The sequence below is a fragment of the Sphingomonas sp. genome, from assembly GCF_039595165.1.
GTDB lineage: Bacteria > Pseudomonadota > Alphaproteobacteria > Sphingomonadales > Sphingomonadaceae > Sphingomonas.
This window is the reverse complement of the sequence record NZ_JBCNMA010000015.1, coordinates 22584-36619: the sequence shown is the minus strand read 5'-3', so window position 1 is coordinate 36619 and position 14036 is coordinate 22584. Positions and strand designations below refer to the sequence as shown.

The 14036-nt window shown below is 68.8% G+C and carries 11 protein-coding genes; 7 read left to right on the top strand and 4 right to left on the bottom strand.

Going from position 1 to position 14036, the window contains the following annotated elements; genetic code table 11:
* Nucleotides 1–33: 33 nt before the first annotated feature.
* From proC to ABDV68_RS04685, 4 genes are read right to left on the bottom strand one after another with little or no spacing between them, the layout of a single operon-like run.
* A complete protein-coding gene (gene proC / locus ABDV68_RS04700) occupies nucleotides 34–810 on the bottom strand; it encodes a pyrroline-5-carboxylate reductase (protein WP_343518497.1) in 777 nt (258 codons plus the stop codon).
* Complete coding sequence (locus ABDV68_RS04695) at nucleotides 810–2069, bottom strand: amidohydrolase family protein (RefSeq protein WP_343518496.1); 1260 nt, start codon at nucleotides 2067–2069, stop codon at nucleotides 810–812. Before ABDV68_RS04695 ends, proC begins: the two co-directional genes overlap by 1 nt.
* Complete coding sequence (locus ABDV68_RS04690; RefSeq protein ID WP_343518495.1) at nucleotides 2066–3430, bottom strand: amidohydrolase family protein; 1365 nt, start codon at nucleotides 3428–3430, stop codon at nucleotides 2066–2068. Before ABDV68_RS04690 ends, ABDV68_RS04695 begins: the two co-directional genes overlap by 4 nt.
* Nucleotides 3431–3432: 2 nt before the next feature.
* Nucleotides 3433–4023 carry an FMN-binding negative transcriptional regulator gene (locus ABDV68_RS04685; protein ID WP_343518494.1) on the bottom strand — a complete coding sequence of 197 codons (591 nt, stop codon included), beginning with the start codon at nucleotides 4021–4023 and terminating at the stop codon, nucleotides 3433–3435.
* A gap of 223 nt (nucleotides 4024–4246) precedes the next feature.
* Here ABDV68_RS04685 and ABDV68_RS04680 point away from each other — a divergent pair, with 223 nt between their 5' ends.
* The 7 genes from ABDV68_RS04680 to ABDV68_RS04650 all read left to right on the top strand — a co-directional run bounded on the left by ABDV68_RS04680 (nucleotide 4247) and on the right by ABDV68_RS04650 (nucleotide 14029).
* Entirely contained in the window at nucleotides 4247–5707 is a 1461-nt protein-coding gene (locus tag ABDV68_RS04680) for a PLP-dependent aminotransferase family protein (protein WP_343518493.1), read from the top strand.
* Nucleotides 5708–5789: 82 nt separating this feature from the next.
* Entirely contained in the window at nucleotides 5790–6275 is a 486-nt protein-coding gene (locus ABDV68_RS04675; protein WP_343518492.1) for a hypothetical protein, read from the top strand.
* A complete protein-coding gene (locus tag ABDV68_RS04670; RefSeq protein ID WP_343518491.1) occupies nucleotides 6275–7939 on the top strand; it encodes an amidohydrolase in 1665 nt (554 codons plus the stop codon). Before ABDV68_RS04675 ends, ABDV68_RS04670 begins: the two co-directional genes overlap by 1 nt.
* Nucleotides 7940–8121: 182 nt before the next feature.
* Nucleotides 8122–10338: a TonB-dependent receptor gene (locus ABDV68_RS04665; protein WP_343518490.1), complete on the top strand. Its 2217-nt coding sequence runs from the start codon at nucleotides 8122–8124 to the stop codon at nucleotides 10336–10338.
* 132 nt (nucleotides 10339–10470) lie between these two features.
* A complete protein-coding gene (locus ABDV68_RS04660) occupies nucleotides 10471–11559 on the top strand; it encodes a PepSY-associated TM helix domain-containing protein (RefSeq protein ID WP_343518489.1) in 1089 nt (362 codons plus the stop codon).
* A complete protein-coding gene (locus ABDV68_RS04655; RefSeq protein ID WP_343518488.1) occupies nucleotides 11556–12833 on the top strand; it encodes a putative porin in 1278 nt (425 codons plus the stop codon). The genes ABDV68_RS04660 and ABDV68_RS04655 overlap by 4 nt, the downstream gene beginning before the upstream one ends.
* Nucleotides 12833–14029 (top strand): carbohydrate porin, encoded by a 1197-nt coding sequence (locus ABDV68_RS04650; RefSeq protein WP_343518487.1) that lies wholly within the window; start codon nucleotides 12833–12835, stop codon nucleotides 14027–14029. Before ABDV68_RS04655 ends, ABDV68_RS04650 begins: the two co-directional genes overlap by 1 nt.
* The last annotated feature ends 7 nt before the right edge of the window (nucleotides 14030–14036 follow it).

Sequence of the window (14036 nt, the reverse complement as noted above, 5' to 3'; positions counted from 1 at the left end):
AATGATTCGTCGCCCTGACCCGCCGCGCCGGTGCTACCCGGCCAGCTCGCGCGAGCGCGCCGCCGCCGCTTCCACGACCGCCCGGGCAAGCCGGTCGATCGCATCGTCCTGATCCAGTTGCGCCAGCCCCGCCGCGGTCGTGCCGCCCGGGCTCGTCACCTGCCGCCGCAGCTCGGCAAGCTCGGCCGGGTCCGCGGCGGCCAGCGCCGCCGCGCCGGTGAAGGTCGCGCGGGCGAGCTGCATCGCCAGCGCCGCCGGCAGCCCTTCATCCGCACCCGCCTTCGCCAGCGCCTCGGTGAAGCGGAAGAAATAGGCCGGCCCGCTGCCCGAGACCGCGGTTACCGCGTCGATCTGCGCTTCGTCATCGAGCCACACGACCTGGCCGGTCGGCGCGAGCAGCGCATTGACCGCGGCAAAATCACCCATCCGGACCTCGCGCCCGGCGACCGCCGCCGTAATCCCCTGCCCGATCGCCGCCGGCGTGTTGGGCATGGTCCGCACGGTCCGCGCGCTGCCCAGCGCGTCGTCCAATCCCTGCAGCGTGATCCCGGCCATGATCGACACCAACAGCGCGTCACGGACCGCCAGCGGACGCAGCGATTCCGCGATGGACGGGAACACCTGCGGCTTCACCGCCAGCACGACCGCGAGCTCGCCGCTCGCTTCGACATCGGCGAGCGCGTCCAACCGCTCCGCACCTTCGGGCAGGTCCGCCGCCATCGGATCGAACACGCGCACGCGGTGCGCGCCCTGCCAGCCGCGCGCCATCGCTCCCCCCATGCGCCCGCACCCGACCAGCAGCACCTCCATCAGCGCACATCCCTGTAGCGTTCGGCCAGCAGGTCCTGCCGTGACCGGTTCGATACCCGACGCCCCTCGACGATCACGGCCGTCGCGTTGGTCGAAGGCTCGAGCGGGTCGCCGTCCCACACCACCAGATCGGCCTCGCTACCGGGCACCAGCGTCCCGCCACCCTTGCCCCAGATGCTGAGTGGATTGACCGTCACCGCGCGCAGCGCGTCGGCATAGGGCAGCCCGTTCGCCACCGCGATCCCCGCACCCTCGCGCAACGCCATCCCGGCATTGTAGTTGGAGTGGATCCGCCCGCCCGCGAGGCCGAAGGCGACCTTCACGCCCGCCCGGGTCAGGATCGCGGCATTGTCCTGCCGCGCGCCCAACTCGTCGAAGCTGCCGGGCAGGTTCGTCGAGGGATCGAGCACCACCGGGATCTTCGCCGCCGCCAGCGCGTCGGCCGCGCGCCACGCTTGTGCGCCCTCGACGATGATCACGCGGATGCCGAAATCCCCGGCCAGTTTGATCGCCTCGCGAATGTCGGACTCGCGGTTGGTGTGGATCGCCAACGGCGTCTCGCCCGCGATCACGCCGCGGATCAGCTCCTCGCCCGCACGGCGCGCGCGCCCCGGCGGCGGGCCGCGGCGATCGCGTTTCTTGGCGTCGCCCGGATCGCGAGCTGCCATCGCGTCCTTGGCGTCACTCAGCACCTTGCGCAGCACGGTCCATTGCTGCGCGCGCGAGCCGAGCTTGTCCCACGCCCCGCCGCCGATCACGGCATAGACCGCGACCTCGCGCTCGCCCAGGATGTCGACGCCCTCTCGGAAGCGTGCGATCACCGGCTCGCCGGCGAACACCGGGATGCGCGACAGCGCGGGATAGACCAAGGCACGGGTGATGCCGTCGGCGCGGATCAGGTCGACCAGGGTCGAATTGCCGTTGAGCGCGCGCGCCGGATCGAAACCGGGATTGCGATCGTCGGCCGATCCCTGATCGCGCGTGTCGGCCGATGCGGTCTCGATCAGCCCGACCTGCGTCGCGCCGTTCATCAGCCCCGGCGTGACCGGCTTGCCGCGCGCATCGATCACGGTGGCACCCTGCGGCACCGCGCCGCCCGGCGCGACCGAGGCGATCCTGCCGTTCTCGATCACGATCGTCGCATCCTTCACCGGCTCGCTCGCTTCCATCGTCCACGCTTCGGCATGCGTGACGGCGAGCGTCTGCGCCCCGGCGGGCGCGGCGGCCAGCGTCAGCAGCCAGGCGATGGTCCTGGTCATCGCACGCCTCCGCGCCCGAGCTCGAAGTCCGACACCGGCATACTCGCCGGCGTCGCCCGGTCCCATGCCACCGCACCGTCGATCAGCACGAGGTCGGCCTTGCTGTAGATGCTGAACGGATCACCCGACCACAGCACCAGGTCCGCGCGGTATCCCGGCGCGAGCGTGCCCACCTGCTTGTCCAGCCCCAGCAGCTTGGCCGGGTTGCTGGTGGTCCATTTGATCATCGTCTCGGGCGCAGTCTCGATTCCGATGCGTCGCCCCGCCGCCGCCGCCTTAGCTGCGGTGATGTTGAGGCGCTGGCCATCGGCGGGCGAGTCCGAATGCATCATCACGCAAACGCCGGCGCGTTCGAGGAGCGGCGCCTCGGCGCGCACCGCGTCCTGCGCTTCCATCTTGAAGCCCCACCAGTCCGCCCAAACCGCGGCACAGGTCCCGCTCTCGCGCAGCAGGCCCGGCACCTTGTACGCCTCGGTCGCATGATGGATCGCGCCGATGCGGAAGCCGAATTCCCTGGCGATCGACAGCACCGCGGCGATGTCGCCCGCGCGATAGCAATGCAGGTTGACCCGGATGTCGCCCGCCATGATGCCGAGCAGCGCTTCCTTCTTGAGATCACGCCCGACCTTGCCGGCGGCGCGCTCGCGACCATAGGACTGCGCATCAAGGAACGCCTGCCGCATATAGGCGATCACGCCCTGCCGGCTGGTCGGCCCCTCATTGTCCTTGCTGGCGCCCCAGCTCTTGGGGTTCTCGCCACAGGCCATCTTGAAGCCCTGCACGCCGTCGGCCACCTTCATCCCCCACACGGTCGTCGCGCGCACCGGCTTCACGATCACCGACCGGCCCGCGAAGATCGGGGTCGACCCGGGCAGGACCTGGATCGTCGTCACGCCCGCCGCGAGCGCGCGATCGAACGCCATGTCCTGCGCGTTGACCGCGGTCTCGATCCACGTATCGGCCGCATTGGGCGTCGCCACCTCGGCCACGTCGGAGGCTTCGCGGTCGATGTCCGTCAGCGGTTGCGTGAAGGTGCCGTCATGGCTGTGCACGTCGATCACCCCGGGGGTGATCCACCGCCCCCTGGCGTCCACCTCGCGCACGCCCGGATTGTCCAGTTCCTTGCCGACCGCCACGATCTTCCCGCCGCGCACCAGCACGTCCCCGCCATCGATCCGCCCGCCCGCGCCGTCGAGGATCGTCGCGCCGCGCAGCAACATGTCGTCGGGCGCCGGGGCCCGGTAGCGGCTCGGGAAGGGATTCTCTCTCCACAACGGGGTCAACATCTGCGCCCCGCCCGGCATCGGTGCAGCCAGGAGCGCTGCCGCCGCGATCGCCGAGCCGAACCGAATCCTCCCCATCGTCAGCGCCCTCCGTTGAACCTTCGCATCCACGCCACCGTCCCGGCGTCGGGCAGCGCCCCCAGGATCGCGTCCAGCGTGGCGCCGTCCTCGTCCTGCCCCAGCTTGAACTTGCCCGAAAGCCCCGTCACTCGCGCCCGGAAGCCGATGATCCGCGTGAGCATCCCCGCATAGCGCTCGCCGAGCTCCGCGACGTCCCATGGCGCCGGCCGGCCGGCCTCCATCGCGTCGATCAGCACCTTGAGCGAATATTCGGTCAGCGCCGCGTCGAACGCCACCTCGGCGCCGATCTTCACCTGGGCATAGTTCCAGGTCGGCGCCCAGTCGCGCCGCCCGGCATGCTCGGGGCTGACATAGGCGTTCGGCCCGCTGAACAGAATCGTCGCGCCCGGATCGCGCAGCAGCGCCGCGTGAAGCGGGTTGGACCGCATCAGATGCCCGATCAGCTCCGTCAACCGGCCCGCCTCGTCATATACGCCGACCAGCGGCAAGAGGCTCGCCTCGAGCGCCCCCGCACCGCCGCCGCACACCCAGGCGAGCGGATGGCCTTCGATCAGCGCGCGCACATCGGCATCGCCGAAACGCTCGAACAACGGCCGTCCGTCCCTGCGCTTTTCCGCCGCGCCTGCAGCTGTTTCAGCCCCGTCCATCTGCCCCGACGCCTGTGATTGATGGCCCCCTTCTTCCCCACGGTCCGGCGTGCGGCAAGCACCAAGACCGAAAAGCCGCGGGGTCCAGCGCGGCGTTGCCACCGGCGGTTCGCGGCATTAGCCTTGGCCCCCATCACGCTTTTCATTGATGGGAGGAACCGGTCCAATGCTGCGGCCATGGCAAGTCAGTCTGGGAGAGCGAATCGATCCCGCGCGCGACGTTCCCATCTATATGCAGATCATCCAGGCGCTGATTCGCGACATCGAACGCGGGCGCCTGACCTCGGGCACCTACCTCCCCTCCAGCCGCGAGCTGGCGCACGTGCTGGGCGTCAACCGCAAGACGGTCGTGCTCGCCTATGAGGATCTGATCGCCCAGGGCTGGCTCGATTCCGCCGGCACGCGGGGTACGATGGTCTCCGCCTCGCTTCCCGAGCCCGCCAACAAGCAGCGGACCGAAGCCGAGGCGACGATGAGCAACGTCCCGATCGACTATCGCTACGCCACGCCGCCCGAACGCCCGCTCGCGCTCCCGTCGGGTCCCGGGCTCAAGCTCGACGAGGGCGCGCCCGACGGCCGCCTGTTCCCTGCCGAGCTGCTCGCCCGCGCCTATCGCGCCGCCGCGCACCGCGCCTCGCGGGAGAACCGGTTCCAATATGGCGACCCGCGCGGCACGCCGGCCTTGCGCGAGAGCATCGCGGCGATGCTCAAGAGCCAGCGCGGTCTGCCCGTCGCCGCCGAGAATATCTGTATCACCCGTGGCAGCCAGAACGGTATCTTCCTCGCCGCGCACGTCCTCGTCCGCCCCGGCGACACGGTGATCGTGGAAGCGCTGACCTATGAGCCCGCGGTCGCCGCCTTTCGCGCGCTCGGCGCCAACGTCGTCGCGGTCGGGCTGGACGAAGACGGGATCGACATCGACGCGGTCGAGCATGCCTGCCGCCGCAATGCGGTGCGCGCGGTGTTCGTGACGCCCCACCACCAGTTCCCGACCACCGTCTCGCTTCGTCCCGAGCGCCGCTTGCGCCTGCTCGAGCTGTCGCATCAGTTCGGCTATGCGATCATCGAGGACGACTACGACCACGAGTTCCATTTCGAATCGCAGCCCCTTCTTCCCATGGCCGGTTATGGCCCCGGCCACGTCATCTATGTCGGGTCGATGTCGAAGCTGCTGCTGCCTGCGTTGCGCATCGGCTATGTCGCCGCGCCGCCGCCGGTGATCGACGCGATCGCGCACATGGTCTCGCTCACCGACGGCATGGGCAACGCACTGACCGAGGATGCGGCCGCCGAGCTGATCGAAAATGGCGAACTGCGCCGTCACGCGCGGAAAGTGCGGCAGGTCTATGCCAAGCGCCGCGAGAGCTTCGCCGCCGAGATCGATCGCACGCTCGGCGACATCGCCGACTACAAGATGCCCGACGGCGGCCTCGCCTTCTGGCTGCGCTTCCGCACCGATCTCGACGCGATGGAGGCGCGCGCCGCGGCGATGGGGCTGCGCTTCGCATCGTCGCGCTCATTCATGACCCGCGACGACGCCCCGCGCGGCCTGCGCATCGGCTTCGCCAGCCTCAACGAGCACGAGGCGCGAACCGCGGTCGTCGCGCTGCGCGAGGCGGCGGGGTAATTGGTCCCCTGATATAGTGCACAGTTGGATGTTTTCCGATCCAGGACGAAGGCAGAGGCTCGGCGAAAAGGGAGGACATCACATGAAGCGTCTCGCACTCGCCATTGCCGCCTTGGCCCTGCCGCTGGCTCCCGCCGCGGCACAGGAAGTACCCAAGCCTGCGCCTGCCGCGGAAGCCTGGCCCGAAGCATGGTTCGAGATCTTCAAGCTCGCGCCGGGCAAGCAGGAGGAGTTCATCCGCCGCATCGCCCAGGCGGACGAGGTCGCGGCGGCGGGCGGCCAGCCGCCGATCCAGCTGTTCTTCCATGAGAATGGCGCCGATTTCGACGTGATCATCTTCAAGCCCGTCACCGGCTTCAAGCCGACCCCGGCGCAGCAGGCGGCGATGGACGCCAAGCGCAAGGAACTCGGCATGGAAAGCGGCCCGGCCTATTTTGTCGGCATCCGCGAGCTGATCGCCGAGCATACCGATTCCAAGACCTATGGCCCGCTCTCCGCCGCCAAATGGCTCGCGCGGCTCGACAAATGGCGGGCCGAGAATCCGCCGCGCAAGAAGGGCGGCGAGTGATGCTCGGCCGCCGCAGCGTCCTTGCGATCGGCGTCGGCACCGCGGCCGCCGCCATGACTCGCTCCGCCTTCGCGGCGGAGGGCGACCTCGACGCCGCCTATATCAATGCCAAGGTGTGGACCGGCGCAGGCCCGGACACGCGCAGCGACGCGATCGGCGTCTCGGGCGACCGCATCGTCGCGATCGGCGCCGCCGCGGTCCGCGCGCGTACCGGCAAGCGCACCCGCGTCGTCGACCTGCAGGGCGCGTTCGTCACGCCGGGCTTCATCGATCCCCATGTCCATTTCGTGAAGGCCGCGACGATGCTGTCGCAGCCCTCGCTTCGCGACGCGGCCGATCCCAAGGAATTCGTCGCGCGCATCGCCGCCGCGGCGAAGGGGCTGCCCAAGGGCCAGTGGCTTGAAGGCGGCAATTGGGACCAGGATCGCTGGGGCGGCGAGATGCCGCACCGCAAATGGATCGACGCCGTCACCCCCGACACGCCCGTCGCGGTGACCCGCTATGACCTCCACATGCTGTTCCTCAACTCGCTGGCGCTCAAGCTCGCGGGGATCGACCGCAACACCGTCTCGCCGCCGGGCGGGGTGATCGAGAAGGACGCGGACGGCGAACCGACCGGCATCATCAAGGATTCGGCCAAGGACCTCGTCCTTCGCGCGATCGGGGAGCAGACCCCAGAACAGATCGACGCCGTCACGCGCCAGGGGATCGAGCTTGCGCTCAGCAAGGGCGTGACCCAGGTTCACCCGACCGAGCTCGAGACGATCAGCTTCGATTCCACTCGGCGCCTGCGCGCGAAGGGTGAGACGGGGCTGCGCTTCCGCCACTATCTCCCGCTCAAGGACTGGGAAGCGCAGGCCGCGCTGATCGCCAGGGAAGGCCGCGGCGACGACTGGGTCCAGTGGGGCGCGTGCAAGGTGGTGTTCGACGGATCGCTGGGCTCGCGCACCGCGCGCTTCTACGAACCCTATCTCGACGAGCCCGGCACCCGAGGCATCGTCGTCACCGATCCCGCCGATCTGCGTCGCTGGGTCGAGGGCGCCGACAAGGCCGGGATCCAGGTCACCGCGCACGCGATCGGCGACGAGGTGAACGACATCGTCCTCGACACCTTCGCCGCGGTGGCCAAGGTCAACGGCCCGCGCGACCGCCGCTTCCGCGTCGAGCATGTCCAGCACATGAAGCCCACGGCGATCCCACGCTTCAAGGCGCAGGACGTCATCGCCTCGGTCCAGCCCTACCACGCGATCGACGACGGCCGCTGGGCGGTACGCCGCGTCGGCGAGGAACGGCTCAAGACCAGCTTCGCTTTCGGCTCGCTCGTCCGTTCGGGCGCGCATGTCTGCATGGGTTCGGACTGGCCGGTGGCGCCGATCGACCCGCTCACCGGGCTCGAAGCCGCGGTCGACCGCGAGACCCTCGACGGCAAGAACCCGCAGGGCTGGCATCCCGAGCAGCGCGTCACGCTCGCCCAGGCGATGCGCTGCTACACGCGCGAAGGTGCTTATGCCGGCTTCAACGACAAGAAGCTCGGCCTGATCGCCCCCGGTTTTCTCGCCGATTTCGTCGTATGGGATTGCGACTTTTTTGCGATTGACTCGCATTTACTTCTCAAGGCAAAGGCCCTGCGCACCATCGTCGGGGGCGTCCAGCGTTACGGCTGAGGTGCTTACCCGCCATTGTTGCGAAGTTACCCGATTGGACCCTTGCGCATCACCAAACTGGATGTTTCACGGCCCAATCCCGACTCGCATGTTACCGTGGCGATATGAGTCTGGCCCAGAAGCAGGCCGTATCCGGAGGGACACGCAAAGGCCAACTGAGGCCAGTTTCGGGGGAAGTTGATATGGTTGCCCATCGCATCGCAGTTCGAGGCGCCGGCCTCACGGCTCTCGCCACCGCGCTTCTTGCCATGCCCGCCGTCGCGCAGGACGCTGGCGAGAGCGAAGACGTCGTCATCACCGCCCAGCGCGACAACCAGACTCAGGTCAGCCGCAACGGCTCGCTCGGCGCGCTGGGCGATAAGGACGCGATGGACACACCGTTCGCGGTCAAGAGCTACAATGAAGCGCTGATCCTCAACCAGCAGCCGCTGACGCTCGGCGCGGTGCTCGAGAACGATCCCTCGGTGCGCACCACGCTCGGCTTCGGCAACATGTCCGAGCAGTTCGTCGTCCGCGGCTTCAACCTGTTCGGCGAAGACATTGCGATCGACGGCCTGTTCGGTGTCACGCCGCGCCAGTTGGTCTCGCCTGAGCTCTACGACCAGATCCAGATCCTCAACGGCGCCAGCGCCTTCCTGTTCGGCGCCGCGCCGGGCGGCTCCGCGCTCGGCGGCACGGTCAACCTGACGCCCAAGCGCGCCAAGGACCGCAATACCAACCGCCTCACCGTCAACTATCTCTCGGACAGCCACTTCGGCGGTGCGTTCGACTTCGGCCGCCGTTTCGGGGAGGGCAAGGCGTTCGGGGCGCGCATCAACGGCGCGTTCCGTTCGGGTGACATCTCGATCGATGACGAGTTCCGCCGCTCGGCGGTGGTCGGCGGCAGCTTCGACTATCGCACCGACAACCTGCGCGTCAGCCTCGACCTCGCCTATCAGAACGTCAAGGCGCAGCACATGCGCCCGATGGTCCAGCTCAACAACTTCTACGGCGGCGCGACCACATTGCCGCGCGTCCCGCGCGCCGATATCAACTACGGCCAGAGCTGGTACAACCAGACGATCCGCGACGTCTTCGGTATCGTGAAGCTCGAATATGACGTGACCGAAAACCTCATGGTCTACGCATCGGCCGGCGCGCGCGACACCGCCGAGCGCGGCGTCTATCAGGGCTTCCAGGTCCTGAACACGACCGACGGGACGTTCACCGCGACCGCCAACGGGCCCGCCACGCTGGTTTCCGGCGCCGCGTTCGTCACCGGATCGAACATCCCCCGCAACGACAACAACGAAGCCGCGCAGGCCGGCCTGCGGCTGAAGGGCGAAGGCCTGGGCATCACCCACCAGCTCAACATGGGCTATTCGCACAGCCGCTACGTCAACCGGAACGCGTTCGAGTTCAGTTCGTCGGCGCCCGCCACAGCGCCGCGCAACAATCTCTACAACCCGGTGCAGGTCACGCGCCCGCCGCTGACCTCGCTCGTCTCCGGCAACCTCGCCGATCCGAACCCGGCCAACCGCACGCGGCTCGACAGCGTCTTCGTGTCCGACACGCTGGGCTTTGCCGAGGATGTCGTGCAGCTGACGCTCGGACTGCGGCACCAGAGCATTCATTTCCGCGCCTACAACATCAACACCAACGTCCAGACCAGCGAGTACAAGGAAAGCGTGACGACGCCGGTCGTCGGCCTGGTTATTCGCCCGAGCGAGAATATCTCGCTCTATGCCAACCGCATCGAAGGCCTGTCGCAGGGCCCCACGCCGCCGGCCACCGTGATCAACAACCGCGACGTCTTCCCGCCGTTTCAGTCTGTGCAGTATGAAATTGGCGGCAAGGTCCAGTTCGGCCGCTTCAATGCGTCGATCGCGGCGTTCCAGACCGATCGGCCGCAGGGCATCACCATTCCCACGGCGCCGGGCGTGACGCCCGCAGGCACGATCTTCGTCGTCGACGGCCTGCAGCGCAACAAGGGCATCGAGGTCAGCGTCGACGGCGAGCCGCTCAAGGGCCTGCGCATCATCGCCGGCTTCTCGATCACCGACGCCAAGCAGCGCCGCACCCAGGGCGGTCTGAATGACGGCCGCGACGCGGTCGGCGTGCCGGAATATACCGCCAACGCCAATGTCGAGTGGGACGTCTATGGCGGGCTGACGCTCACCGGCCGCGTGATGCAGACCGGCAAGCAGGCGTTCAACGTCACCAACACCATCATCCTGCCGGAATGGACTCGCTTCGATCTCGGCGCGCGCTACGTCGTCGCCGTCGCCGATGCGCCGGTCACCTTCCGCTTCAACGTCGATAACGTCGCCAACAAGCGCTACTGGGCGTCCTCGCTCGGCGGCTATCTCGTTCAGGGCATGCCCCGCACCTTCAAGGCCTCGGCCACGATCGACTTCTAGGGACGTTGATCCGGCAGCGATCGGGGACCAATTCCGATCGCTGCCGCGCCATTCGCGGCCTGCGACTTGGCCCCCTTTCCTTTCGGAAAAGTGGATGTTTTGCGGTCCTGCGCCGCACGTCACACCCGCGCAATGACCGCGCCTGCTTCCCCCGCGCGCCGCTCGCCGCGCCGCACCATCCTCAAGGTCCACCGCTGGCTCAGCCTTGGTGCGGCGCTGTTCTGGCTCCTTCAGGCACTCACCGGCGTGCTCATCGTCTTCCACTGGGAGATCACCGACGCCGGCATCGCCGGCGCGCATCGCCCTACCGATCTCGGCGCGATCGAGCGCCGCATCGGCGTGATCGCGCCGCGTGACAGCGGGGTGACGGTCAAGTCGGTGTGGACTGCGGCCGGCTATGCGGACCGCTACAACATCATCGTCGAGGATGCCGAGGGCAACGGGCGCACCATCCGCGTCGCGGGCGACGGCACCGAGCTTCGCACCACGCGCGCGGGCGAGACCACGCTGATGGGGTTCCTGGTCGGCTTCCATCACGACCTGCTCGGCAGCTGGGGCAGCTGGATCGTGTCGATCAGCGGCATCCTGCTGTGCACCAACCTGATCCTCGGGCTCGTGGCCGCCTGGCCGAAACGCGGCACCTGGCGCCTCGCGCTCAAGCCCGCGACGCGCGGTCCGGCGGCCGCGCGTCTCTATTCATGGCACCGCGCGCTGGGCCTGTGGGTGGCGGGCCCCGCACTGGTGATCGCCGCCACCGGAACATTGCTCAAGTTCGAGGGCGGAGTCGGGGACCTGATCGGTGCCGCGCCCGTCAAGCTCGCCGCCAACCCGCCGGTCGGCGACCCCGTCGGCTTCGCCACGGCCGCGAGCGCTGCGCTCGCCGCGATCCCGGGCAGCAGCCTCACCGCCGTCGCCTGGCCCAAGAGCGATGACGCGACCTATACGATCCGCGTCCGCGCGCCCGGTGAGATCCGCCGCGCTTATGGCGGCAGCATCGTGCTGGTCGACGCCAATACCGGCGTGGTGCGCGGCACCTTCCCGATCGCCCAGGCCGGGCCCGCCCGCGCGTTCATGAGCGCGCTCTTCCCGATCCATACCGGCGAGGCGGGCGGGCTGCCTGGCCGCCTCCTCTCGATCGCGATCGGCCTGTGGCTGATCACGATGATCGTCGCCGGCGCGCTGCTCTGGCTGCGCCGCCGCAAGCCGAGGAAGACTGCATGAAGCCGATCACCCTGCCGCTCGCCGCGATGGCGATGGCCAGTCCCGCGCTGGCGCAGGATTCGCGCCTCGACGCGCTCGAGCGGCAGCTGGCCGATCAGCAGCAACGCATCCGCCAGCTCGAGGCGCTGGTGGCGCAACAGGCGGCATTGCTGGAGCGGTTCAGCACCGCCGCACCGGTGCCGGTGCCCGCCCCCGCCGCCATGCCGCCGCCACAGCTCGCCGCCACCTCCGAAACACCTGCCTCGGCCCCGGCGTCTGCCCTGCGTATCCCGGGTCTCGACGTCGGCGGCGATCTGCGCATTCGCCAGGAATGGAATTATGGCGGCGCGCGCGATCGCTCGCGCTCGGTGCTTCGCGCCCGCCTCCGCGCCAGCTACGCCATCAACGACAAGCTCGCGATCGGTACCCAGATCGCGACCGGCGATCCCGACGATCCCAATTCCACGGACGTCACGCTCGGCAATTTCCTCGACGATTTCGCAGTCTCGCTCGATCAGGCCTGGGTCCGCTATGCCGATGGCGGCTTCACCGCGGTGGCCGGCAAGTTCCCGCAGATCTTCCAGCGCACCGATATGGTGTGGGACGGCGACGTCTCGCCGCAGGGCCTCGGCGCGAGCTATGCGGTCGATCTCGGCGGCGGCGCGAAGGCCGATGCTCGCGCGCTCTATTTCGTGATCGACGAGGCCTCGACCGCGCGCGACAGCGACATGCTCGGTGGCCAGGTCACGCTCGCCGCCCCCCTCGCCTCCGATCTCAAGCTCGGCCTCGCGGGCAGCTACTATCATTATCGCCTCGGCTCGGTCGCCGGCGCGGACATGGGCGATTTCCGCGGCAACCTGCTGAGCGGCGGCCGCTACCTCTCCGACTTCCACCTGGTCGAGGCGCTCGGCAGCCTGACCTATGCGGGCGTGTCGCCGCGCTGGCCGATCGCCTTCACCGCCGACTATGTCCGCAACCCCGGCGCCGCGGTTCCCGGCGACACCGGCTTCAACCTCGAGCTCGCCGCTGGCCGCACCGCGCAGCCCGGCGACTGGCGCCTCGCGTATAACTATTCGGAGGTCGAGGTGGACTCGGTGTTCGCCGCGTTCAGCCACGACAATCTCGATCTCTCGACCAACTATCGCCTCCACGGTCTCGGCCTCGGCTATGTCCCCATCCCGAACCTGCTGCTCGACCTCGCCTGGTATCATTATCGGCCACTCGACGCGCGCTACACCACCGCTCCGCTCACCTGGCTCGACCGTGTCCGGCTCAATTTGATGGTGAGCTTCTGATGCTGTTCTCCGCGCTAGCCCTGGCGGCCGTCTCGCCTGCGGAGGCGCCCGAGCCGCAGGATGGCACGCGCCCGCACAGCCACACCCACGCCCCGGCCGAGATCGAGGAGGCGCACGGTCCGCTGCTCCTCCAGCTCACCTACACCAGCGAGGTGATCGCCAGCGCCGCGGGCGGGATCGAGCGCGGCGCGCGCTATCTCGACAATCTCGACCTGGTGTTCGAAGCCGATCTGGAGCGTATCGCCGGCTGGACCGGCGCGCAGCTCCATCTCTACGGCCTGTACAACAACGGCAACACGATCAGCGACCTGGTCGGCGACAGCCATGCCGTCAGCAATATCGAGACCGGCGTGCGCGCGTTGCGCCTGTACGAGGCCTGGATCGACCAGAAGTTCGGCGAGCGCGTCTCGCTCCGCGCCGGCCTCTACGACCTCAATTCGGAGTTCGACGCGCTCGACGCCTCGGGCCTGTTCGTCGGCAGCGCGCACGGCATCGGCACCGATTTCAGCCAGACCGGGCGGAACGGCCCGTCGATCTTTCCCTCCACCTCGCTCGCCGCGCGGCTCCAGGTCGAGCCCGCCACGGGCTGGGTCGTGCGTGCCGCAGTGCTCGACGCGGTCCCCGGCGACCCTGCCCGCCCCGGCCGCACGGTGATCCGCCTGCGCGAGGACGAGGGCGCGTTGCTCGTCGGCGAGCTCCAGGCGCCGCTCGGCACCGGCGGCAAGCTGCTGCTCGGCCATTGGCGCTATACCGCCCCCTTCGACCTGGCCGACGGCAGTGGTACCGCAGCCGGCAATGCCGGCACCTATATCCGCGCCGAGCTGCCGCTCAGTGCCGCACCTGGCCGCCGCATCGACAGCTTCGCCCGCCTCGGCACCGCCGCCGGCCGCTTCAACATGTTCGATTTCTTCCTGAGCGCCGGGCTCAAGTTCACCGGCTGGATTCCCGGCCGCGACGCGGACGAGTTCGGCATCGCCCTTGCCGCCGGCTTTACCGCGGAGCCCTATCGCACTGCCACCGGCGCCACCGCCGCGGAAATCGCGGTCGAGGCGACCTGGCGTACCCAGCTCGCCCCGTGGCTCGCGGTGCAGCCGCATGCTCAATATATCCGCCGCCCCTCGGCCGATCCGACGATCCCGGATGCACTCGTCCTCGGCATCCGCACCGAAATCGGCATCGACCTGTTCGATCTCTAGCGGAGCG